This is a genomic window from Streptomyces rimosus subsp. rimosus (genome assembly GCF_000720725.1).
GTDB classification, from domain to species: Bacteria; Actinomycetota; Actinomycetes; order Streptomycetales; family Streptomycetaceae; genus Streptomyces; species Streptomyces rimosus_A.
Genome location: NZ_JOCQ01000062.1, coordinates 1 through 22537 on the forward strand (window position 1 = coordinate 1; position 22537 = coordinate 22537).

Below are 22537 nucleotides of genomic sequence, written 5' to 3' on the forward strand. Positions count from 1 at the left end.
AGCCAAGGGCCCAAGCCCCCCCCCGCCCCACCCCACATGGCCGAAAGGAGCGTGTCGCCCGCCCCTTCGGCGGTCCCGTACACTTCTTGTGGCGATCCGGGTCACCGGGTCGACTTCGCACGCCCCGCCACCGGCGCAACAGTCCCTTTTCGGGCAGCACGGTGGCTGCGCCCCTCGGTCCTCGGAAGACCCCGCAAGGTCTCTTCCCCGGCAGAGCGCGCCGGGGCGTCAGGCACCGCGGCCGACCGGCCGCAGTGGAACCGAGTAACACGAGGAGTACGGCCATGGCCGTCGTCACGATGCGGGAGCTGCTGGAGAGCGGCGTCCACTTCGGGCACCAGACCCGCCGTTGGAACCCGAAGATGAAGCGCTTCATCTTCACGGAGCGCAACGGCATCTACATCATCGACCTGCTCCAGTCGCTGTCGTACATCGACCGCGCCTACGAGTTCGTCAAGGAGACCGTCGCCCACGGCGGCTCGGTGATGTTCGTCGGCACCAAGAAGCAGGCCCAGGAGGCCATTGCCGAGCAGGCAACCCGCGTGGGCATGCCCTACGTGAACCAGCGCTGGCTCGGCGGCATGCTGACCAACTTCTCGACCGTCTACAAGCGCCTGCAGCGCCTGAAGGAGCTCGAGCAGATCGACTTCGAGGATGTGGCCGCCTCCGGCCTCACCAAGAAGGAGCTCCTGGTCCTCTCCCGCGAGAAGGCCAAGCTGGAGAAGACCCTCGGCGGTATCCGCGAGATGCAGAAGGTGCCCAGCGCCGTCTGGATCGTGGACACCAAGAAGGAGCACATCGCCGTCGGCGAGGCGCGCAAGCTCAACATCCCGGTCGTGGCGATCCTGGACACGAACTGCGACCCGGACGAGGTCGACTACAAGATCCCGGGCAACGACGACGCGATCCGCTCCGTCACCCTGCTCACCCGCGTGATCGCCGACGCCGTCGCCGAGGGCCTCATCGCCCGCTCCGGCGCCGCCACCGGCGACCAGAAGCCGGGCGAGAAGGCCGGCGAGCCGCTCGCCGAGTGGGAGCGCGACCTGCTCGAGGGTGACAAGAAGGCCGACTCCGAGGACGCCGCCAAGGCCGAGGACAAGCCCGCCGAGGCCCCCGCCGCCGAGGCCGCCCCCGAGGCCGAGAAGCCGGCCGCCGAGCAGGCCTGACGCCGCACGACCGGTTGACGACGGCGGGGGAGGGCGCCAGGCGCGCCGCCCCCGCCGTCCACCCGTAGATCTTTCGACTGTCGAGATTTCGAGAAGAGATTCACAGACCATGGCGAACTACACCGCCGCGGACGTCAAGAAGCTCCGTGAGCTGACCGGCGCCGGCATGATGGACTGCAAGAAGGCCCTGGACGAGGCCGAGGGCAGCGTCGACAAGGCCGTGGAGATCCTCCGCGTCAAGGGCCAGAAGGGCGTCGCCAAGCGCGAGGGCCGTTCGGCCGAGAACGGCGCCGTCGTCTCCCTCATCTCCGAGGACAAGACCTCCGGTGTCCTGCTCGAGCTGAAGTGCGAGACGGACTTCGTCGCCAAGGGCGAGAAGTTCCTGGCCGTCGCCAACACGCTGGCCGCGCACGTCGCCAAGACCTCCCCGGCCGACCTCGAGGCGCTGCTCGCCTCCGAGATCGAGGCCGGCAAGACCGTCCAGGCGTACGTCGACGAGGCCAACGCCACCCTCGGCGAGAAGATCGTCCTGGACCGCTTCGCGCAGTTCTCCGGTGGCTACGTGGCCGCCTACATGCACCGCACCATGCCCGACCTCCCGCCGCAGGTCGGCGTCCTGGTCGAGCTGGACAAGGAGAACGCCGAGACCGCCAAGGACGTCGCGCAGCACATCGCCGCGTTCGCGCCGAAGTACCTCACCCGTGAGGACGTCCCGGCCGACATCGTCGAGAACGAGCGTCGCGTCGCCGAGGCCACCTCGCGCGAGGAGGGCAAGCCCGAGGCCGCCCTCCCGAAGATCGTCGAGGGCCGCGTCAACGGCTTCTTCAAGGAGAACACGCTGCTGGCGCAGCCCTTCGCGAAGGACAACAAGAAGTCCGTCGAGAAGGTCCTGGAAGAGGCCGGTGTCTCGCTGAAGCGCTTCGCGCGCATCCGCGTCGGCGCCTGAGCCCAGCCGTGGGCCTTGTCGCCAAGGCCAGCGAATGACCTACGGCCCCGCTAGGGTCGTACGCAGTCGGCCGCGTACCGGCCGGCCGCAGATGTGACGAGGAGGCCATTGCCGTACAGGGATCTGAACCAGACCCCCGGCAATGGCCTTCTTCGTATGTGCACGAGGAGAGCGTGATGAATCAGGGTGCCGACGGCGCGGACACAGCCCACAAAGCCGACAGTGAAGGGAAGGGGCGCTTCCTGCTGAAGCTGTCGGGCGAAGCGTTCGCCGGCGGCGGCGGACTGGGTGTCGACCCCGATGTCGTGCACGCCATCGCCCGCGAGATCGCGGCCGTGGTCCGGGACGGCTACGAGATCGCCATCGTGATCGGCGGCGGCAACTTCTTCCGCGGTGCCGAGCTCCAGCAGCGCGGCATGGACCGGGCCCGCTCCGACTACATGGGCATGCTCGGCACGGTCATGAACTGCCTGGCCCTCCAGGACTTCCTGGAGAAGGAGGGCATCGACTGCCGCGTCCAGACCGCCATCACCATGGGCCAGGTCGCGGAGCCGTACATCCCGCTGCGCGCCGTGCGCCACATGGAGAAGGGCCGCGTGGTCATCTTCGGGGCCGGCATGGGTATGCCGTACTTCTCCACCGACACCACCGCCGCCCAGCGTGCTCTGGAGGTCGGTGCCGAGGCCATGCTGATGGGCAAGAACGGGGTGGACGGGGTCTACGACGCCGACCCCAAGAAGTTCCCCGACGCGGTGAAGTTCGACGCTCTCGAATACGGCGAGGTCATCACCCGCGACCTCAAGGTCGCCGACGCCACCGCCATCACGCTCTGCCGTGACAACAAGCTTCCGATCCTCGTCTTCGAGCTGCTCGCCGAGGGCAACATCGCGCGCGCGGTGAAGGGTGAGAAGATCGGCACGCTCGTCAGCGATCAGGGCACCCGGGCCTGACGGCCCCAACTGCCGTATTGCCGTACGGGCGGCGCACCGTACGGGCGGCAACCCCGGGTCGGGGGAAGACCCCGGCACGGGGATGGACAACCGCCTGCCGGTCGGACACCGTGCAGGAGAAGACGCGCGGCAGGGGCGAGGCTCTGCTTCTTACCGAAAAGACCAGGAGCAAGTGGTGATCGAAGAGATCCTCCTCGAGGCCGAGGAGAAGATGGAGAAGGCCGTCGTGGTCGCCAAGGAGGACTTCGCCGCGATTCGCACCGGACGTGCGCACCCGGCGATGTTCAACAAGATCGTGGCGGACTACTACGGTGCCATGACGCCGATCAACCAGCTGGCGTCGTTCTCGGTGCCCGAACCGCGGATGGCCGTGGTGACCCCGTTCGACAAGAGCGCGCTGCGCAACATCGAGCAGGCGATCCGGGACTCCGACCTGGGCGTCAACCCGAGCAATGACGGAAATATCATTCGTGTGAACTTCCCGGAGCTCACCGAGGAACGCCGCCGGGAATTCATCAAGGTCGCCAAGAACAAGGCCGAGGACTCGAAGATCTCGATCCGCAGCATCCGGCGCAAGGCCAAGGAAAACCTCGACAAGCTCGTCAAGGACAAGGAGTCCGGCGAGGACGAGGTACGCCGGGCGGAGAAGGAGCTCGACGACACCACCGCGAAGTACGTCGCGCAGGTGGACGAGCTCCTCAAGCACAAGGAATCCGAGCTCCTCGAGGTCTGATGAACGAGTCATCCTGGGGGGCCCCGCCTGGCGTCGGCCGAGCCGGTCAATGGGGACCACCCGACCAGGGACCCGCCGGTTCGGCGGGTCCCGCGCACGACTGGGGCGCGGCGGCGCAGACTCGCCCCATGCCCATCGTGCCCGACGCAGGCGGACACCAGGACGACGACCGGAACCCTCTGGACGACGACCGGGACCACCGGGACGACCCGGGGGCCGCTCGGCCGAGCGGCCCCCTGTTCCGCGATGAACAGCCGCAGGAGCCCATGCCCACCTCTTTGCCGGGGTCCGACAGCTCGCAGCAGCCCCACAAACCGCAGAAGAAGAGCGCGGGACGCAACCTCCGGGCCGCCATAGGAGTCGGCGTCGGCCTCGGCGCCGTCATCCTGTTCTCGCTCTTCGTCTACAAGCCGCTGTTCGTGGGCGTGATAGTCATCGCGGTGGTCGTGGGCCTGTGGGAGCTGACCTCGCGGCTGTCGGAGCGCAAGGACATCAAGGTGCCGCTGGTGCCGCTCGCGCTCGGCGGTACGGCGATGGTCGTCGCCGGCTACGTGCGCGGCGCGGAGGGCGCCTGGGTGGCGATGGCGCTCACCGCGCTCGCCGCCCTGGTGTGGCGCATGACCGAGGCTCCGGAGAACTACCTGCGGGACGTCACGGCAGGCGTCTTCGCGACGTTCTACGTGCCTTTCCTGGCGACGTTCGTGGCGATGATGCTCGCCGCCGACGACGGACCGCAGCGCGTCCTGACGTTCCTGCTGCTGACCGTTGTCAGCGACACGGGCGCGTACGCGGTGGGCTGGCGCTTCGGCAAGCACAAGCTCGCGCCGCGCATCAGCCCCGGCAAGACCCGCGAGGGCCTGTTCGGCGCGGTGCTGTTCGCCATGATCGCGGGCGCACTGTCCATGGAGCTGATCATCAAGGACGGCGCCTGGTGGCAGGGCCTGCTGCTGGGCATCGCGGTCGCCGCCAGCGCGACGCTCGGCGACCTCGGCGAATCGATGATCAAGCGGGACCTCGGCATCAAGGACATGGGCACGCTGCTGCCCGGCCACGGCGGCATCATGGACCGCCTGGACTCCCTCCTGCCGACCGCGCCGGTCGTCTGGCTGCTGTACGTGATCTTCGTGGGGTCCGGCTGACCTGCGGTTCTCCGTACGTACGTAGGGGCCCGCCACACAGTGTGGCGGGCCCCTACGTACGTACGGACCGCCCCCGATCCGCGTCGGCGATCGTCACTTCGTACGTCTGCGACACTGGAAGAACCATGCCTAAGCCCGGAGAACTCACTTTCGTCGCGCCGCGCGGAGCCAAGAAGCCCCCGCGGCACCTTGCTGATCTCACCCCCGCCGAGCGGCGCGAAGCCGTGGCCGCGGCCGGTGAGAAGCCGTTCCGCGCCAAGCAGCTGTCGCAGCACTACTTCGCGCGGTACGCGCACGACCCGGCGGAGTGGACCGACATCCCGGCCGCGGCACGCGAGAAGCTGGCGGCGGAGCTGCTGCCCGAGCTGATGAGTGTGGTGCGCCACATCTCCTGCGACGACGACACCACGCGCAAGACGCTGTGGAAGCTGCACGACGGCACCCTCGTGGAGTCGGTGCTGATGCGCTACCCCGACCGGGTCACGATGTGCATCTCGTCGCAGGCCGGGTGCGGCATGAACTGTCCGTTCTGCGCGACGGGGCAGGCCGGGCTGGACCGGAACCTGTCCACCGCGGAGATCGTGCACCAGATCGTCGACGGCATGCGGGCGCTGCGTGACGGTGAGGTTCCGGGCGGTCCGGCCCGGCTGTCCAACATCGTCTTCATGGGCATGGGCGAGCCGCTGGCGAACTACAAGCGGGTCGTGGGCGCGATCCGGCGGCTGACCGACCCCGAGCCCGACGGGGTGGGGCTGTCGCAGCGGGGCATCACGGTGTCCACGGTCGGCCTCGTCCCGGCGATGCTGCGGTTCGCGGACGAGGGCCTCAAGTGCCGGCTCGCGGTGTCGCTGCACGCCCCCGACGACGAGCTGCGCGACACGCTCGTGCCGGTCAACACGCGCTGGAAGGTGCGTGAGGTGCTGGACGCGGCCTGGGAGTACGCCGAGAAGTCCGGCCGCCGCATCTCGATCGAGTACGCCCTGATCCGGGACATCAATGACCAGGCGTGGCGCGGGGACCTCCTGGGCCGCCTGCTCAAGGGCAAGCGCGTCCACGTGAACCTGATCCCGCTGAACCCGACCCCCGGCTCGAAGTGGACCGCCTCGCGCCCCGAGGACGAGAAGGCGTTCGTCGAGGCCATCGCCGCGCACGGGGTGCCGGTGACCGTCCGCGACACGCGCGGGCAGGAGATCGACGGTGCCTGCGGGCAGCTCGCCGCCTCGGAGCGCTGAACCCCGCTGGTACTGTGTGATCGAACAAATGCACATTCCGACAGGGGAGCGCCACAGCGCTGAGAGTGCGGCAGTGTCACGGACCGAGCGTCACGGACACCGGGTGCCGCAGACCCTTGAACCTCGCCCGGGTCATTCCGGGTAGGAAGTTCGGTCGTCACTCATGCTGTTGCGCCCCACCCGGCCTTCGTCCGTCGAAGTGCCGGGTGGGGCCGCGTCTCTTCCTGGTCAGCCAGGAGGAAAACCAGTGAGCACCACCAGAAGGACCACCGTCGTCGCGCTGGCCGTCGTGGCCGGCCTGACGGCGCTCGCCGCTTGCGGGTCGGGCGGCAGCGGCGGAAGCACCGACTCCAAAACGGTCACGCTGGTCAGCCACGACTCCTTCAACGCCTCCAAGTCCGTACTGGAGGAGTTCACCAAGCAGACCGGCTACAAGGTCAACGTGCTCAAGGGCGGCGACGCGGGCAAGGCCGTCAACCAGGCGATCCTGTCGAAGGACAACCCGCAGGGCGACGTCTTCTTCGGCATCGACAACACGCTGCTGTCGCGGGGGCTGAAGGAAGGAATCTTCAGCCCGTACCGGGCCAAGGACCTGGCGAGCGTCTCCGAGGAGCTGCAGCTCGACAAGGCGGAGCACCGGGTGACACCGGTGGACTACGGCGACACCTGCGTCAACTACGACCGCGCCTACTTCACCGAGCACAAGATCGCGCCGCCCCGGACTTTCGACGACCTGCTCAAGCCCGAGTACAAGGGACTGCTGGTCACCGAGAACTCCGCCACGTCGTCCCCCGGGCTGGCCTTCCAGCTCGGCACCATCGCCAAATACGGCGAGTCCGGCTGGCAGGACTACTGGAAGCAGCTCAAGGCCAACGGCGTGGAGGTCGTGGACGGCTGGGAGCAGGCGTACAACGAGCGCTTCTCGGGTTCGGCGGCCGGCAAGGGCAAGGGCGACAAGCCGCTGGTGGTCTCGTACGCCTCCAGCCCGCCCGTCGAGGTGCTCGGCAAGAAGCCGGAGCCCGAGGAGGCGCCGACCGGTGTCGCGACCGGCACCTGCTTCCGGCAGGTCGAGTTCGCGGGGTTGCTCAAGGGCGCCAAGAACGAGAAGGGCGGCAAGGCCCTGCTGGACTTCCTGTTGAGCAAGAAGTTCCAGGAGGACGTGCCGCTCCAGATGTTCGTCAACCCGGCGCGGACGGACGCCAAGGTGCCGGAGCTGTTCACCAAGTACGGCGAGAAGATCGACAAGCCGGGCACGGTGGCCCCGGAGACGATCACCAGGAACCGCGAACAGTGGATCAAGCAGTGGTCCTCGCTCGTCCTGAAGTAACCGGCCGTACGCGGCAGGCGCGCGGGGCGGCCACCCGGCTCGCCCTGATGGCCCTGCCGCTCGCCTTCTTCGCGCTCTTCTTCGCCTATCCCGTCGTCGCGATCGTGGGGCGCGGGCTGAAGGACGGCGGACAGTGGCAGCTCGGCCGGGCCGGGGAGGTGCTCTCCGATCCGGACGTGCTGCACGTCCTGTGGTTCACCGTCTGGCAGGCGGCGGCCTCGACCGGGCTCACGCTCCTGATCGCACTCCCCGGCGCGTATGTCTTCGCGCGCTTCGAATTCCCCGGGAAGAAGCTGCTGCGGTCCGTCGTCGCGGTGCCGTTCGTCCTGCCCACGGTGGTCGTCGGTTCGGCGTTCCTGGCACTGGTCGGACGGGGCGGGGTGCTGGACGGCCTGTGGGGCGTACGGCTGGACACCTCCGTCTGGGCGATCCTGCTGGCGCACGTGTTCTTCAACTACGCCGTGGTCGTACGGACCGTCGCCGGCCTCTGGAGCCAGCTCGACCCGCGGCAGGAGGAAGCCGCCCGCGTGCTGGGGGCGTCCCGTTGGCAGGCGTGGCGCCGGGTGACGTTGCCCGCCCTGGCGCCGGCCGTCGCGGCCGCCGCGCTGATGGTCTTCCTCTTCACCTTCACCTCCTTCGGGGTGGTGCAGATCCTGGGCGGGCCGAAGTTCTCCACGCTCGAAGTGGAGATCTACCGGCAGACCGCCGACTTCCTGGACCTCCCCACGGCCGCCGTCCTCACGCTGCTGCAGTTCGCCGCCGTACTGGCTCTGCTGGCCGTGCACGCCTGGACCGTACGGCGGCGGGAGGCCACTCTTACGCTGGTCGACCCCGCGCGGACGGCCCGGCGACCCCGGGGCGCGGGGCAGTGGGCCCTGCTGTGGTGCACGCTCGTCGTGATCACGCTGCTGTTGGTGGTGCCCCTGGCCGTACTGGTCGAGCGGTCCTTCGCCGGGCCGGACGGTTACGGGCTCACGTTCTACCGGGCGTTGCAGTCCGCCGCATCCATGGACAGCACCTTCGCCGTCGCCCCGCTGAACGCCCTGTGGAACTCGCTCGCCTACGGGGCCGCCGCCACGCTGATCGCCCTGGTGGTGGGCGGGCTGGCGGCGGCCGCGCTGACGAGGCGGGGCGGCAGGCTGGTGCGGGGATTCGACGCGCTGCTGATGCTGCCCCTCGGGGTGTCGGCCGTGACCGTGGGCTTCGGTTTTCTGATCACTCTCGACAAGCCGCCGCTCGATCTGCGGTCCTCGTGGTGGCTGGTACCGCTGGCGCAGGCGCTGGTCGGCGTGCCCTTCGTCGTACGGACCATGCTGCCCGTGCTGCGCGCCGTGGACGAGCGGCTGCGGGAGGCCGCGGCGGTGCTGGGGGCCTCGCCGTGGCGGGTGTGGCGCGAGGTCGACCTGCCGCTGGTGCGGCGGGCGCTGCTGATCGCCGCGGGCTTCGCCTTCGCCGTGTCGCTGGGCGAGTTCGGCGCGACGGTCTTCATCGCCCGGCCGGACAACCCGACCCTCCCGGTCGCCGTGGCACGGCTGCTGGGACGCGCGGGGGAACTCAACTACGGGCAGGCGATGGCCCTGTCGACGATCTTGATGGTGGTGTGCGCGGGCGCTCTGCTGACGCTGGAGCGCGTCCGCACCGATCAGGCCGGAGAGTTTTAGATGGCGGAACGCGCTGACACGGCGGCGGAGAAGGCACTGCTGCGCCTGGAGGACGTCACCGTCCGCTTCCGGGACGGGCAGGCCCCGGCGCTGGACGCGGTGGACCTGAGCGTCGCCCCGCAGGAGGTCGTCTGCGTGCTGGGGCCCAGCGGCAGCGGCAAATCCACCCTGCTGCGGGTCGTGGCGGGGCTCCAGGCCGCCGACACGGGGCGGGTGTTCCTGGAAGGGCGCGACCAGTCGGGTGTCCCCACGCATCGACGTGGCGTCGGGCTGATGTTCCAGGACCACCAGCTCTTTCCGCAGCGGGATGTCGGCGGCAACGTGGCCTTCGGCCTGCGTATGCACGGGGTGCCCCGCGCCGAGCAGGACCGTACGGTGACCGAACTCCTGGACCTCGTCGGCCTGCCGGGCGCCCGGCGGCGCGCCGTGGCGGCCCTCTCCGGCGGCGAACAGCAGCGCGTCGCGCTGGCCCGCGCCCTCGCGCCCCGCCCCCGGCTGCTGATGCTGGACGAGCCCCTCGGCCAGCTCGACCGCGGCCTGCGCGAGCGCCTGGTCGTGGAGCTGCGCCGGGTCTTCGGCGAGCTGGGTACGACCGTGCTGGCCGTGACGCACGACCAGGGCGAGGCGTTCGCGCTGGCCGACCGGGTAGTGATCATGCGTGAAGGCCGCATCGCGCAGAGCGGCACCCCGCTGGAGGTCTGGCAGCGCCCCGCCACCGAGTTCGTCGCCCGCTTCCTCGGCTTCGACAACGTGGTGGCGGCGACCGTACGGGGCGGGTCGGCCGACACGCCATGGGGCAAGGTCCCCGTCCCGGAGGGAACGCCGGAGGGCGCGTGCCGCCTGCTCGTACGTCCGGCCGGCGTACGGATCACGACCGCCACGGAAGGGCTGCCCTGCACCGTCACGGCCCGCACCTTCCGGGGCACCCACGTCACACTCCACCTCCGGCCCGCCGACGGCCCACAGCTGGAGGCGGCATGCGCGCTGCGTGAGGCGCCGGAGGAGGGCGAGACGGTGGGCGTCACATTCCTTGCCGGGGAAGTCGTGGTCCTGGAGCGCTGAGCGGCAGCAGCCGGAGCGCGGAGCCGCGGCGGCCGCGGGGCCGGGGCTTCCTACGAGGAACCGGCGCGGCTGCTCGCCGTGGGGTGAGCCGGTCCGGCGTCGCCCCGGGTGTCATCCTCCGGCGGCTGCCTGTCCGATGCCTGAGCGCCGTCGCCCGACGCCGTACCCGGAGCTCCGCCGCCGTCCTCCGGCTCACCGAACCAGGCGACCGCGACGGCACCGGCCACCGCCACGACGAACCCGAGGGTGGCCATCCAGGCGAAGCCCGGACGGGAGGAGTCGCCGAGCCACAGCACCCCGAGGATGCCGGGCACCACCGTCTCGCCCACCACCAGCGCCGCCGTGGCGCCGTTGACCGAACCGATCTGGAGGGCCACCGTGTGCAGGTACATGCCGCCGATGCCGGCGACGAGAATGGCGTAGAGCGCCGGGTCGGCCAGGAGCGTGGGCAGGTGGAACGGGTCGATGCCGTTCAGTACGCGTACGCCGACGCCGAGCGCGCCGAAGCCCAGGCCGGACAGCAGGCCGGCGAGGATGGCGGCGCGGCTGCCGAGCAGCCGGACGATCAGCGTGCCGCCGCCGATGACCAGGACCGAGGCGGCCAGCAGCCACCAGTGGGTGGCCGTCGAGGCGTCACCGCCGCCCTCCGGCCCCGCGGCGGTGGCCAGCAGGACCAGCGCCGAGCAGACCACGGCGATGGAGGCCCACTCCGGCCGGTTCAGCCGGATGCCGAGCAGTTTGATGCTGAGCACGGCGGTGATCACCAGGTTGGCGCTGATGACGGTCTGTGACAGGAACAGCGGCAGCAGCCGGGCGGCCAGCGCGCCGAGCCCGAAGCCTATGAAGTCCAGCACCGTGCCGACCATGAATTCCCATGTCACGGCGGCCTTGGCGGTGGACGAGAGGCTGGGGCCGCCGTGCTGGGTGAGGCCGGTCGTGGATGCGGCAGCCGCTTCCCGACGCGCGGATTTACGCGATCCCACCGCTTGCAGGACCGACCCCGTGCCGTAGCAGGCCGAGGCCGCTACCGCCGTCAGAAGACCGATGAGCACCAAGAACTCCGTTCGCGCACTGCCTGGATTTACCAGTTCATTACCTGGCTAGGCAGACGTGGATTCGGGGGCGGGAGTTGCCTCGGGCGCGCAATCGGATGTCGCGGCGACGGGAGGAGACCGCCTCGGCCGCCCAAGGGGCCGTACCCGCCGGTCAGGAAGCCGGGTCGGAAGCACGGCCGTCCCTGAGGGCGGCCAGGGCTTCCGGTGCCTCTTCCACCGAATCGACCAGAGCGATCTTCGCCGACATGGGCCGCTCGGCGGCGAGGGCCTGGAGCAGTGGCCAGGCAGGCAGCTTCTCGGTCCAGTGCGCCCGGTCGACGAGGACCATGGGGGTCGGTTCGCCCCGTGACCCGTAGTAGTTCGGGGTGGCGTTGTCGAAGATCTCCTGTACGGTTCCCGCCGCGCCGGGCAGGAAGACGACCCCGGCGTTGGACCGGGCCAGGAGGCCGTCCTCGCGGACCGCGTTGACGAAGTACTTGGCGATGTGGGCCGCGAACGCGTTCGGCGGCTCGTGGCCGTAGAACCAGGTGGGAATGCCGACCGAGTCCCCGCCGTCCGGCCAGCGCTCGCGCACCTCGAAGGCGGCCCGCGCCCAGTCGGTCACCGAGGGGGTGAAGTGCGGGACCTTGGCGAGGAGGGCCAGGCTCTCGTCGAGCATGGCGTCGTCGAAGGGCGCGGCGTAGGCGCCGAGGTTCGCGGCCTCCATCGCGCCGGGGCCGCCGCCTGTGGCGACCGTCAGGCCCGTACGGGCGAGCCGCCGCCCGAGCCGGGCGGCGCCTTCGTACGCGCCGGACCCGCGTTCCAGCGCGTGGCCGCCCATGACCCCGACGACGCGGGCGCCGGCGAGGTGCTCGTCCAGCGCGTCCGAGATGGCGTCGTCATGGATGCTGCGCAGCATCGAGGCGAAGATGTCGCCGTCCGACATGGTCCGCTGGTACCAGTCGTAGGCCAGGGCGTCGGGCGTGGCGGCGTAACCGGCGTCGGTGGCGAGGGAATCGAAGAGCTCGCCGGGCGAGTAGAGGCGGCCGCGGTACGGGTCGAAGGGCAGGTCCGGTATCGGCGGGAAGACCAGCGCGCCGGCGGCCCGCACGCTCGCGGCGGCCGCGGGCTCCATGCGGCAGCCGAGGAAGACGGCCTCGGAGGCCGGCGTGCCGAGCAGCGCGGTGGTGCGGCCGGTCAGATCGACCGACTGGACGCGGTAACCGGAAAGGCTGCTGGCCTGCAGTACGTGGTCGAACTCGGCGAGCGTCTCGATCTCGCGGTCGCTGCCGTGGCGTTGCGAGCGTTCGATGGGGCGGTGGGGCACGGGGGACTCGGGATTCGGCTGCACGGTCGTCATCGTAGGCGGGCGGTGCGGGGCGGGAGCCGGGCAGGGCGGGCCGGTCGTCGGTGAGGGGCCGCGCGGAAACGGTGTGGGCCGATGGGGTGCGGGCGGGTCAGGCTCAGTGGAGCGGTGCAAGTGCGGCTGGCTCGGCTGTGTCCCAGGTCAGGGGCTGAGGACGGCGAGGAGGGCCAGGGGACGCGGGGTGGAGCTGCGGGATGCGCGGGGTGGACATGCGCGAGCGGAGGGGGAGTACGAAGGCAGAGTGCGGACGGGTGAGGCTCAGTGGAGCAGCGGTAGCGCGGCCAGTTCGGCGATGCCCCAGGTCAGAGGGGTGAGAACCACGAGGAGGGCCAGGACGCGCAAGGCGGAGGCGCGGAAGAGGAGGGAACGCGGCGTGCCGAGGCGGCGGAGCGCGGCGGTGGTGTGGGTACGGGCCCAGCGGGCTTCGAGGGCCGCCGTGAGGGCGCTGGCCGCGACGCAGGCCAGGACGAGGGCCGCGCCCAGGCCGGTGAGCGGACCGAACGGGCGGGTGGGCGCCGCTTCGTACACCTTCACCGCCGCGTACGCGCCGGAGGCGACGGCGCAGAGCACGCCCAGGGGACGGCCGATGCGCCGGGACTCCTCCTGGAGGACGCGTCCGGCGAGCAGGCGGACGGCGCCCGGGCGGCCCGCGGCCAGGAGACGGCCGGACAGCCGCGCCAGGCCGGGCCCCGCCAGGACGAGACCGAGCGTGGACAGCGCCCAGCCCGCCAGAACCCCTGGCGGGCTGCCGATGAGGCGTCCGGGCAACGGCAGGAGCGTGTCGGCGTGGGCGGGGCCGCGGCTGACGTAGGTCTCCAGGGCGAGTCCGGCCGCCGTCAGCGCGATGCCCCAGGGCAGCGCGGCGGGCACGGCGGAGGGGGTGCTGTTGGTGTCCATCGCGGTCAGCGGCTCACCGGCACCGGCACCGGTGGCCGCCCCCGTACGGCGCCCGCTGCCACGGGCGTTCATGCGCGGGCGCAGGACGACCGCGGTGGCGGTGGCCGCCAGCACCGGGACGACGGCGAGGAGCATCAGCGCGCCGGCGAGCGGCAGGGGGTGGCCCGCGCCGAGGAGCCGGGTGGCGGGGCCGGTGGCGGTGCCGCCGAGGTCGCCGCGCACCACGAGGAAGGCGAGCAGCGCGACGAGGCTGCCCAGGACGCAGGACACGGCCGTGGAGGTGGCGGCGATCATCGTCAGCCGCACGGGGCCCAACCCGGCGGCGGACATGCCCCGTTGCGGGCGGGAGGCGGGGTCCGTACGGGCCGTCGACATGGCGAGCTGGAGGGTGGCCGCGACCGGGACGGCGCACCACAGGAGACGTACGAAAGAGTCCGTGGCCGTCGCCGGGTGGGCCGCGGCGTGGCCGAGCGCGGCCAGCAGCAGGAAGCCGGTGCCGCCGGACGCGGCGGCGACCAGCAGGCGGCGCAGCAGGACGAGGGGGTGGGCCCCACGGGCTAGACGGAGAGCGAGCACTCTGCCCTGCTTTCCTTGTCGGGGGCGGGGGCCTTGGCGTGGACGCGGCGGCCGTCGAGGAGCGCCACGGTGCGGTCCGCGAGGGTGTCGGCCTCGGGTTCGTGGGTGGCGAGGACGACCGTGATCTCGTGCGAGCGGGCGGCCGTGGTGATGGTGCGCAGGACCTGTGCGGCGTCCGCGCGGTGCAGGGGCGCCGTGGGCTCGTCGGCGAACAGGACCCGCGGCTCGCAGGCCAGGGCGCGGGCGATGGCGATGCGCTGGCGCTGCGACTGGTCGAGCCGGCCCGGACGTTGGCGGGCGCACATGCCCACGTCCAGACGCTCCAGCCACTCGCAGGCGGTCTGCTTCGCGGTGCGGTGGCCGACCCCGCGCAGGAGCAGGGGTAGGGCGGCGTTTTCCCAGGCGGTCAGTTCGGGGACGAGGTGCGGTTCGGTGTCCACCCAGCCGAAGCGGTCCAGGCGCAGCCGTTCCCTGCCGGCCGGAGAGAGCGTGTGCACTGGTGAACTGTTGAACCAGATTTCGCCGCTGTCCGGCGCAAGTTGGCCGGAAAGGCACCGCAGGAGGGTCGTCTTGCCGCAGCCGCGGGGCCCGGTGACGGCGAGGATCTCACCCTCGCGGACCCCGACGGAGACCCCCGTCAGCACGGGGGAGCCGGCGTATGTGTGGTGCAGGCCGCGCGCCCAGAGAACGTCGTTGTCAGGTGGGGCCACCATCTGCGCACCTCATGCTCGTCGCGTCCGATCGTTCCCCCGACCGGGTGAACGACCATGGAGGGTATCGGTCACTGGCACGGTAAGGAGTGGCGACCCTCGGTATTCGGCGCTCGGCGCGCACCACGGCCCAGGTTCACTCAAATGGAGGCTTATATGAAGAACTTGGGCAGAGGAGTGAGAGAGGGCGGGCTGACGGGGGAGGGCGGAAGGCGGGAGGTGTACCGGGGCCGCGGGCTGCGCATGGGGCCGCGCCCGGGCGTCGGGCGCGCGGGCCCATGCGTTCACGGACCCGCCCGCTCCACGGGCGGGCGCGCGAGCCGCCCGCGCCGATCGCATGGCCGACGGGTGTACGGACCTGCCCGGCTCACGCCGTAACCGCGAGCCGGGCAGCCCGGAGACGCGACCCCGCACGCCCCCTCATCTCGGGGATCACGGTCCGAACGCCCCGACTTCATGGCGCCCGAACCGTACGCCCCGCCTCACAACTTCTTCCAGGCCTCCTCCAGCGTCCCCCGCAGAATCTGCTCGATTTCGTCGAACACCGGCTGGTCGGCGATGAGCGGCGGGGCGAGCTGGATGACCGGGTCGCCGCGGTCGTCGGCGCGGCAGTACAGGCCGTTGTCGTACAGGGTCTTGGAGAGGAAGCCGTACAGGACGCGCTCGGTCTCCTCCTCGTTGAAGGACTCCTTGGTGGTCTTGTCCTTGACGAGTTCGATGCCGTAGAAGAAGCCGTTGCCGCGGACGTCGCCGACGATCGGCAGGTCGTGGAGCTTCTTCAGCGTCGAGAAGAACGCGTCCTCCTTGTCCAGCACGTGCTGGTTGAGGTTCTCGCGCTCGAAGATGTCGAGGTTGGCGCAGGCGACGGCGGCGGAGACCGGGTGGCCGCCGAAGGTGTAGCCGTGCAGGAAGGTGTTGTCGCCCTTGTAGAACGGCTCGGCCAGCCGGTCGGAGATGACGCACGCGCCGATCGGGGAGTAGCCCGAGGTCATGCCCTTGGCGCAGGTGATCATGTCGGGTACGTAGTCGAACTTGTCGCAGGCGAACATCGTGCCCAGGCGGCCGAAGGCGCAGATGACCTCGTCCGAGACGAGCAGCACGTCGTGGCGGTCGCAGATCTCGCGGACGCGCTGGAAGTAGCCGGGCGGGGGCGGGAAGCAGCCGCCCGCGTTCTGCACCGGCTCCAGGAAGACGGCCGCGACGGTGTCCGGGCCCTCGAAGAGGATCTGCTGCTCGATCTGGTCGGCGGCCCAGCGGCCGAACGCCTCCGGGTCGTCACCGAAGAGCGGCGCCCGGTAGATGTTGGTGTTCGGGACCTTGTGGGCGCCGGGGACCAGCGGCTCGAACGGGGCCTTGAGGCCCGGCAGGCCGGTGATGGACAGGGCGCCCTGCGGCGTGCCGTGGTAGGCCACGGCCCGCGATATCACCTTGTGCTTGGTGGGCTTGCCGGTGAGCTTGAAGTACTGCTTCGCCAGCTTCCACGCGGTTTCGACGGCCTCGCCGCCGCCGGTCGTGAAGAAGACCTTGTTCAAGTCGCCCGGCGCATGGTGCGCCAGCCGCTCGGCCAGCTCCACGGCCTTGGGGTGGGCGTACGACCAGATGGGGAAGAACGCCAGGTCCCGGGCCTGCTTGAGCGCGGTCTCGGCGAGTTCGGCGCGGCCGTGCCCGGCCTGTACGACGAACAGGCCGGCCAGGCCGTCGATGTAGCGCTTGCCCTGGGCGTCGTAGATGTTCGTGCCCTCGCCGCGCACGATCGTCGGCACGGGGGCGTTCTCGTACGACGACATGCGGGTGAAGTGCATCCACAGGTGGTCGTAGGCCGTCTTCGAGAGGTCAGCGGTCATGGCTATCTGGTTCCCCAGGTGTAGGTCTGCTTGCGGAGCTTGAGATAGACGAAGCTCTCCGTGGTCCGGACGCCGGGCAGCGTGCGGATGCGCTTGTTGATCATTTCCAGCAGGTGGTCGTCGTCCTCGCAGACGATTTCGATGAGGAGATCGAAGGAGCCCGCGGTCATGACGACGTACTCGACCTCTTCCATGGCCGTCAGGGCGTCGGCCACCGGGTCGAGGTCGCCCTCGACGTTGATTCCGACCATCGCCTGCCGACGGAAGCCGACCGTGAGGGGGTCGGTGACCGCGACGATCTGCATCACGCCTTGGTCGAGCAGTTTCTGTACGCGTTGCCGCACCGCCGCCTCGGACAGGCCCACGGCCTTGCCGATCGCGGCGTACGGACGGCGGCCGTCCTCCTGGAGCTGCTCGATGATCGCCAGGGAGACGGAGTCGATCGACTGGGTGCCGTTTCTGTCACGAGTGGCCACAGCCCTCACTGTGCACGAGCCTCGTCAGTCCTGCAACCCCGATTCAATGAAATCAGTTGCTTGAAGAAGTTGACGCCACTGATTTCGTCGTTCACTCGTTGCGGGTATGTCGAAAACGTTGCCTTCCTGGCTAGGGTGGGCATCTCAACCACTGGACACCTGACTAGGAGGGGTCGCTCGTGACCACCGAACTGCGTCGGCTGCGCAACTACATCGACGGGGAGTTCCGGGACGCCGCCGACGGGCGGACCACGGAGGTGGTCAACCCGGCCACGGGTGAGGCGTACGCCACCGCTCCGCTGTCCGCCGCCGCGGACGTGGACGCGGCGATGGCCGCCGCCGAGGCCGCGTTCCCCGCCTGGCGCGACCTGGTGCCCGCCGAGCGCCAGAAGGTCCTGCTCAAGATCGCCGACCGCTTCGAGGAGCGGGCCGAGGAGCTGATCGCCGCCGAGTCGGAGAACTGCGGCAAGCCCCTCGCGCTGGTGCGCTCGGAGGAGATCCCGCCGATGGTGGACCAGATCCGCTTCTTCGCGGGGGCCGCCCGGATGCTGGAGGGTCGCGCCGCGGGCGAGTACATGGACGGCTTCACGTCCATCATCCGCCGCGAGCCGGTCGGCGTCTGCGCGCAGGTCGCGCCCTGGAACTACCCGATGATGATGGCGGTGTGGAAGTTCGCCCCGGCGCTGGCCGCGGGCAACACCGTCGTCCTCAAGCCGTCCGACACCACCCCCGCCTCGACCGTGCTGATCGCCGAGATCATCGGTGGTGTGCTGGACGAGCTGGGCCACAGCCGCGGCGTGTTCAACGTCATCTGCGGCGACCGCGACACCGGCCGCCTGATGGTCGAGCACGACACCCCGGCGATGGCCTCGATCACCGGCTCCGTGCGGGCCGGCATGCAGGTCGCCGAGTCCGCCTCCAAGGACCTCAAGCGGGTCCACCTGGAGCTGGGCGGCAAGGCCCCGGTCGTGGTCTTCGAGGACACCGACATCGCCAAGGCCGTCGAGGACATCTCCGTCGCGGGCTACTTCAACGCCGGCCAGGACTGTACGGCCGCGACCCGGGTGCTCGTCCACGAGTCCATCCACGACGAGTTCGTGACCGCGCTCGCCAAGGCCGCGGCCGACACCAAGACCGGCGCGGTGGACGACGAGGACGTGCTCTACGGCCCGCTGAACAACGCCAACCAGCTGGCGCAGGTCAAGCGCTTCATCGACGGCCTGCCCGCGCACGCCAAGATCGAGGCGGGCGGCCACCAGGTCGGCGAGAAGGGCTACTTCTACGCGCCGACCGTCGTCTCCGGCCTCAAGCAGGACGACGAGATCATCCAGCAGGAGGTCTTCGGCCCGGTCATCACCGTCCAGTCCTTCCGGGACGAGGACCAGGCCGTCGAGTGGTCCAACGGCGTGGAGTACGCGCTGGCGTCCTCCGTGTGGACCAAGGACCACGCCCGCGCCATGCGGATGTCCAAGAAGCTGGACTTCGGGTGCGTGTGGATCAACACCCACATCCCGCTCGTCGCCGAGATGCCGCACGGCGGGTTCAAGAAGTCCGGCTACGGCAAGGACCTGTCGGGCTACGGCTTCGAGGACTACACGCGCATCAAGCACGTGATGACGTCGCTGGACGGCTGAGCCCGTTCGGGCGGCGGGGTTCCCGCGCGGTGCCCCGCCGCCCGGCACACCGTCGTGGGCGGCGGCCCGGCAGCCGACGTTCTGCCGGGTTGCCGTCGCCGCCCCCAGCACGTGAGAGTGCTCGCCATGCCTGAACTTTCGCGGCGTTCGCTGCTACGGAGCACGGCCGGTACGGGAGCGGCCGGGGCCCTGGCCCTGCTGGCCGCCGGATGCGGGGTGCCTGCCGCGTACGTCGCCCCCGCCGACCGCGCCGCCCCGGACCGCTCGGCCCGGGACCGGCGCCTGACCTTCGCCAACTGGCCGCTCTACATCGACGTGGACGAGCGGGACCCGCGGCGGCGGCCGACGCTGGAGGCGTTCGAGAAGCACACCGGCATCTCCGTGACGTACACCGAAGAGATCAACGACAACGACGAGTTCTTCGGCAAGATCAGTCCGGCGCTGATGAACCACCAGCCCACCGGCCGCGACCTGATCGTCATCAGCGACTGGATGTGCGGCCGCTACGTACGCCTCGGCTGGGTGCAGGAGATGGACCGGGCGCGCCAGCCGAACGTCGCCCGGCACCTCGATCCGCTGCTGCGCACCCCGCACTTCGACCCGGGGCGCAAGCACTCCGTCCCGTGGCAGTCGGGCATCACCGGCATCGCGTACAACCGCAGGAAGCTCGGCCGGGAGATCCAGCACACCGCCGACTTGTGGAAGGACGATCTGCGCGGGCGGGTGACGCTGCTGTCCGGGATGGACGAGTCCTTCGCGATGCTCATGCAGGGCGACGGTGTGGACATCACACGCTGGAAAGAGGCCGACTTCTACCGGATGACGGACCGGATCCGCCGCCTGGTGGCCAAGAAGCACATCCGGCGCTTCACCGGCAACGACTACATCAAGGACCTCGCCTCGGGCGACGTGCTCGCGGCCCAGGCGTATTCGGGCGATGTCATCCAGCTCAAGGAGGACAACCCGGACATCGAGTTCGTGGTGCCGCAGGAAGGCGCCGAACTGTGGGCGGAGAGCCTGATGATCCCCGACCGCGCCGAGCACAAGCGCAACGCGGAACGGCTCATCGACTTCTACTACCGGCCGGAGATCGCCGCCGAACTGGCCGTCTGGGTCAACTACGTCTGCCCCGTGCCGGCCGCGCGCGACGTGCTCGCCTCCTCCAAGGACGAGGAACGCGCCGCGCTGGCCGAGGACCCGCTGGTCTTCCCGGACGACTCCCTGCGCAAGCGCCTGGCCATCGCCCGCGACATCACCTCCAAGGAGCGCCCGGCGTTCGCCAAGGCGTGGAACGGGATCGTGGGGCTGTGAGGCGGCGGGTCGGCGCGTGGATCAGCGCGGCGTGCCCTGCCCGACGGCTTCCTCCAAGGCCGTACGCAGCCTCCCGTACGTAGGGGCCAGCCGCCGCAGGCCGGCTTCCAGCGCGCGGTCGTCCCCCGAGACGACGGGATGTTGCAGGCTGCCGACCATGCGGGACTGCTCGGCCAGTAGGGCGGACGGAGCACCGAGACCCAGTGAGGCGAGGCAGGCCGCCGCGTCGTTGAGGCGCCGGGCGCCGACGCGGACGGCGAAGACACGGAGCAGGTCGCGGGTTCCCGAGGGCAGCCCCTCTGCCACCTGATCCGCCAGTGCTTCGGCGGCGGCCGTGCCGCTGAGCGACCCGGGCGGCGTCGGCAGGTCGTCGCGCCCGGCCAGCCACCGTACGGCGTCGGGCAGCGACCGCCGCAGGGCTTCGGCCGGGTCGGCCGGCTGCTCCTGTACGAAGGCGTGGCGCATCACGTACGGGGTGTCCGTGTACGGGATCGACTCCGCGCGCCAGGCGGCGGCAAAGGCCGGGGCGGGCAGTGTCGCGTACGGGTGTCCGTGCGGGTCGTGGAGGAGGACGGTGCCGTTCTCGACGGACAGCACCACCACGTAGTGATCGGCGCCGATCGCGGTGCCGGAGCCGGACTGGTACAGCAGCAGGCCCATCTCCACCGGGCCGACCAGGACGGGGCCCTCCGCGCAGGCGGCATGGAGCCGGGCCAGTGCTTCGTCCTCGGTGCCGCCCGCGCTCCGTACGCAGCGCAGACCGAGCGCCGACACTGCGGCGTCCAGGCCGGTCTCCGGGTCCCAGCCGTACGGGTCGAACCAGGGCACGGTGCCACCGGCGAGCTGCATGCCGAAGGGCGAGCCGGTGAGAGTTTCGATGACGGAGGGGGAGGGGGCGGCCGCGGGGCCGAGCACCATGGCAAGGGAGCTGCTGTAGCAGTACGGGCCGGAACCGGTGTAGGCGAGCATGGGCGTCCTTGAGGGATCGGAGGGACGGCAGCGGGGCGTCTCCCAGTGCACGGCTTCACACGGTGGCAAGGTCAAGGTCAAGGCCAGGGGCAAGGTCGAGGGCAGAGGCAGAGGCAGGGGCAGAGGCAGGGGCAGGGGCAGGGGCCTGGGCAGGGGCGTGGACAAGTGGCCCGGTGCGAGCGGGTTTTGGCGGCGTGCCAGACTCGACGCTCATGTCGAAGACCTCGCAGGACCTGAGCCCCGCCGTCACGTTCGGACTGCTCGCCGCCTGGGCGTTGCACGATGCGGAGGAGGTGGCCTTCGGGCCGCGCTGGATCCGTAAGAGCCTGCCGGAGCTGCGGGAACGATTCCCCGCGGTGCCGGAACGGCTCTGGAAGGCCATGGAAGGCGTCGACCAGCGGGAGTTCACGGTCGCGGTGGGCGCCATGGCGGTGATCGTGGCCGCCGCCTCGGCGCACGGGCACCGCACCGGCGGCCGGTCGGCCTTCTTCCAGGGCGCGGTGGACGGGTTCGGACTGCACGGCCTCATGCACCTCGCACAGGCCGCCGCCGTACGCGGCTACACCCCCGGCTCGGCCACCTCACCGTTCATCGTCGTCCCGTACGCGCTGTGGGCGCGCGGCAGGCTGCGGCGCGCCGGGCGGCTCCGGCCGACGGACGCACGGGGCGTGGCGAGCGGGCTGGCCGTCGCCGGGGCGGCCACCGTGCTGTCGCACCTCGTGGCGCGGCGGCTGGTGCGGCACTGAGGCGGTCCGCGCCTGCCCCGTGTCAGAGCACGGCGCGGACGGGCGCCACGCGGTTGGTCGTGACGGCGTCGACGCCCGCCTGCCGGAGGCGGCGTGCGGTGCGCGGCAGATCAGCGGTCCACGCCGCGAACAAGTACCCGTCCGCGTGGGCGCGTTCGACGAGGCCCGTGGTGACCAGGCCGAAGTGGTAGTTGAGCCAGCGGGGGCGGACGCGGGCCAGCAGCTCGGGGCGGGGTGGGGCCGTACGGCACCAGGAAAGGGCGATTTCAGCGGCCGGGTCGGCGTCGCGGACGGCGAGCATGGACAGGCCGCCGCCGCAGTAGTACGCACGGGGCCCGGCGCCGGACTCGCGGACCTCGGCGACGGCGGCCGACGCGGCCGCGGGGTCGGGAAGGTCGATCAGGGCGCGCGCGGACGGGTACTTGGCCGTGAGCGCGAGGGCGTCGCGCAGCGTCGGCACACCGCCCGCCGTGACCTCGTCCACCTGGGCGTACGTGAGCGAGGCGAGCCGGCGGTCGTGGCCCCACAGGCGCTCCAGCGTGGAGTCGTGCAGCAGGACCGGGACGCGGTCGGCGGTCAGCCGGACGTCGACCTCGACCGCGTCGGCGCCCGCTTCGAGCGCGGCGCGGAGCGAGGGGAGGGTGTTCTCGCGGTGGTCGTACGGGGCGCCGCGATGGCCGATGACCGCGACCCGCCCGCGCGCGGGCACCGGGCCCGCCTGCCCGGCCGGTGTCCGCTCCGCCGGGATGGGCACCGGC

Annotated in this window: 20 protein-coding genes; 12 read left to right on the forward strand and 8 right to left on the reverse strand. The window is 70.8% G+C overall.

The annotated features are described in order from the left end of the window. Positions 1-284 precede the first annotated feature (284 nt). The 9 genes from rpsB (at position 285) to IH45_RS0127665 (ending at position 10216) form a co-directional block, all read left to right on the forward strand. A complete protein-coding gene (rpsB, locus tag IH45_RS0127625) occupies positions 285-1166 on the forward strand; it encodes a 30S ribosomal protein S2 (RefSeq protein ID WP_003980214.1) in 882 nt (293 codons plus the stop codon). A gap of 109 nt (positions 1167-1275) precedes the next feature. Next, complete coding sequence (gene tsf, locus IH45_RS0127630) at positions 1276-2112, forward strand: translation elongation factor Ts (protein WP_030674080.1); 837 nt, start codon at positions 1276-1278, stop codon at positions 2110-2112. 176 nt (positions 2113-2288) lie between these two features. Next, positions 2289-3062 carry a UMP kinase gene (gene pyrH, locus IH45_RS0127635; protein WP_003980212.1) on the forward strand — a complete coding sequence of 258 codons (774 nt, stop codon included), beginning with the start codon at positions 2289-2291 and terminating at the stop codon, positions 3060-3062. Positions 3063-3237: 175 nt separating this feature from the next. Beyond that, positions 3238-3795: a ribosome recycling factor gene (gene frr, locus IH45_RS0127640; protein WP_030674083.1), complete on the forward strand. Its 558-nt coding sequence runs from the start codon at positions 3238-3240 to the stop codon at positions 3793-3795. Then, positions 3795-4934: a phosphatidate cytidylyltransferase gene (locus IH45_RS0127645; protein WP_078897807.1), complete on the forward strand. Its 1140-nt coding sequence runs from the start codon at positions 3795-3797 to the stop codon at positions 4932-4934. The genes frr and IH45_RS0127645 overlap by 1 nt, the downstream gene beginning before the upstream one ends. 125 nt (positions 4935-5059) lie before the next feature. After that, positions 5060-6166 (forward strand): dual-specificity RNA methyltransferase RlmN, encoded by a 1107-nt coding sequence (gene rlmN, locus IH45_RS0127650; RefSeq protein WP_030674088.1) that lies wholly within the window; start codon positions 5060-5062, stop codon positions 6164-6166. Positions 6167-6413: 247 nt separating this feature from the next. Next, complete coding sequence (locus IH45_RS0127655; protein ID WP_030674091.1) at positions 6414-7493, forward strand: thiamine ABC transporter substrate-binding protein; 1080 nt, start codon at positions 6414-6416, stop codon at positions 7491-7493. A gap of 47 nt (positions 7494-7540) precedes the next feature. Beyond that, on the forward strand, positions 7541-9154 hold the full coding sequence (locus IH45_RS0127660; RefSeq protein ID WP_030674095.1) for an ABC transporter permease: 1614 nt from the start codon (positions 7541-7543) through the stop codon (positions 9152-9154). Further along, positions 9155-10216 (forward strand): ABC transporter ATP-binding protein, encoded by a 1062-nt coding sequence (locus tag IH45_RS0127665; protein WP_030674098.1) that lies wholly within the window; start codon positions 9155-9157, stop codon positions 10214-10216. A gap of 50 nt (positions 10217-10266) precedes the next feature. Here the strand turns inward: IH45_RS0127665 and IH45_RS0127670 are convergent, their stop codons facing one another. From IH45_RS0127670 to IH45_RS0127695, 6 genes are all read right to left on the reverse strand, one after another. After that, a complete protein-coding gene (locus IH45_RS0127670; protein WP_078897808.1) occupies positions 10267-11268 on the reverse strand; it encodes a DMT family protein in 1002 nt (333 codons plus the stop codon). Positions 11269-11422: 154 nt separating this feature from the next. Further along, positions 11423-12577, reverse strand: coding sequence for an LOG family protein (locus IH45_RS0127675; protein ID WP_050515228.1), 1155 nt, complete (start codon positions 12575-12577; stop codon positions 11423-11425). Between the two features lie 297 nt (positions 12578-12874). Continuing rightward, positions 12875-14089, reverse strand: a complete 1215-nt coding sequence (locus IH45_RS0127680; RefSeq protein WP_030674107.1) for a hypothetical protein — start codon at positions 14087-14089, stop codon at positions 12875-12877. Beyond that, entirely contained in the window at positions 14071-14802 is a 732-nt protein-coding gene (locus IH45_RS0127685; protein WP_030674111.1) for an ABC transporter ATP-binding protein, read from the reverse strand. Before IH45_RS0127685 ends, IH45_RS0127680 begins: the two co-directional genes overlap by 19 nt. Positions 14803-15281: 479 nt before the next feature. Beyond that, entirely contained in the window at positions 15282-16643 is a 1362-nt protein-coding gene (locus IH45_RS0127690; protein ID WP_030674114.1) for an aspartate aminotransferase family protein, read from the reverse strand. Positions 16644-16645: 2 nt separating this feature from the next. Continuing rightward, on the reverse strand, positions 16646-17119 hold the full coding sequence (locus IH45_RS0127695; protein ID WP_003980199.1) for an Lrp/AsnC family transcriptional regulator: 474 nt from the start codon (positions 17117-17119) through the stop codon (positions 16646-16648). A gap of 179 nt (positions 17120-17298) precedes the next feature. Here IH45_RS0127695 and IH45_RS0127700 point away from each other — a divergent pair, with 179 nt between their 5' ends. Together IH45_RS0127700 and IH45_RS0127705 are read left to right on the forward strand one after the other, a co-directional pair. Next, positions 17299-18753: a gamma-aminobutyraldehyde dehydrogenase gene (locus tag IH45_RS0127700; protein WP_030674124.1), complete on the forward strand. Its 1455-nt coding sequence runs from the start codon at positions 17299-17301 to the stop codon at positions 18751-18753. A 126-nt stretch (positions 18754-18879) separates the two neighbouring features. Continuing rightward, positions 18880-20064, forward strand: coding sequence for a polyamine ABC transporter substrate-binding protein (locus IH45_RS0127705; protein WP_030674126.1), 1185 nt, complete (start codon positions 18880-18882; stop codon positions 20062-20064). A 21-nt stretch (positions 20065-20085) separates the two neighbouring features. Here the strand turns inward: IH45_RS0127705 and IH45_RS0127710 are convergent, their stop codons facing one another. After that, positions 20086-21033 carry a hypothetical protein gene (locus IH45_RS0127710; protein ID WP_030674130.1) on the reverse strand — a complete coding sequence of 316 codons (948 nt, stop codon included), beginning with the start codon at positions 21031-21033 and terminating at the stop codon, positions 20086-20088. Positions 21034-21245: 212 nt separating this feature from the next. Between IH45_RS0127710 and IH45_RS0127715 the strand changes: the two genes are divergently transcribed. After that, on the forward strand, positions 21246-21779 hold the full coding sequence (locus tag IH45_RS0127715) for an HXXEE domain-containing protein (RefSeq protein ID WP_030674133.1): 534 nt from the start codon (positions 21246-21248) through the stop codon (positions 21777-21779). Between the two features lie 22 nt (positions 21780-21801). Here IH45_RS0127715 and IH45_RS0127720 read toward each other — a convergent pair whose 3' ends face one another. Continuing rightward, the gene (locus IH45_RS0127720) at positions 21802-22488 is read right to left on the reverse strand and encodes a glycerophosphodiester phosphodiesterase (protein ID WP_030674135.1); all 687 of its coding nucleotides are present in this window, start codon (positions 22486-22488) and stop codon (positions 21802-21804) included. Positions 22489-22537 lie beyond the last annotated feature (49 nt).

Bases quoted from the DNA above. Each gene is read 5' to 3' on its own strand.
- pyrH (WP_003980212.1), top strand. From the start codon at position 2,289: ATGAATCAGGGTGCCGACGGCGCGGACACAGCCCACAAAGCCGACAGT.
- IH45_RS0127645 (WP_078897807.1), top strand. From the start codon at position 3,795: ATGAACGAGTCATCCTGGGGGGCCCCGCCTGGCGTCGGCCGAGCCGGT.
- IH45_RS0127710 (WP_030674130.1), bottom strand. From the start codon at position 21,033: ATGCTCGCCTACACCGGTTCCGGCCCGTACTGCTACAGCAGCTCCCTT.
- IH45_RS0127715 (WP_030674133.1), top strand. From the start codon at position 21,246: ATGTCGAAGACCTCGCAGGACCTGAGCCCCGCCGTCACGTTCGGACTG.
- IH45_RS0127685 (WP_030674111.1), bottom strand. From the start codon at position 14,802: ATGGTGGCCCCACCTGACAACGACGTTCTCTGGGCGCGCGGCCTGCAC.
- rlmN (WP_030674088.1), top strand. From the start codon at position 5,060: ATGCCTAAGCCCGGAGAACTCACTTTCGTCGCGCCGCGCGGAGCCAAG.
- IH45_RS0127705 (WP_030674126.1), top strand. From the start codon at position 18,880: ATGCCTGAACTTTCGCGGCGTTCGCTGCTACGGAGCACGGCCGGTACG.
- IH45_RS0127665 (WP_030674098.1), top strand. From the start codon at position 9,155: ATGGCGGAACGCGCTGACACGGCGGCGGAGAAGGCACTGCTGCGCCTG.
- IH45_RS0127690 (WP_030674114.1), bottom strand. From the start codon at position 16,643: ATGACCGCTGACCTCTCGAAGACGGCCTACGACCACCTGTGGATGCAC.
- rpsB (WP_003980214.1), top strand. From the start codon at position 285: ATGGCCGTCGTCACGATGCGGGAGCTGCTGGAGAGCGGCGTCCACTTC.
- IH45_RS0127660 (WP_030674095.1), top strand. From the start codon at position 7,541: ATGGCCCTGCCGCTCGCCTTCTTCGCGCTCTTCTTCGCCTATCCCGTC.
- tsf (WP_030674080.1), top strand. From the start codon at position 1,276: ATGGCGAACTACACCGCCGCGGACGTCAAGAAGCTCCGTGAGCTGACC.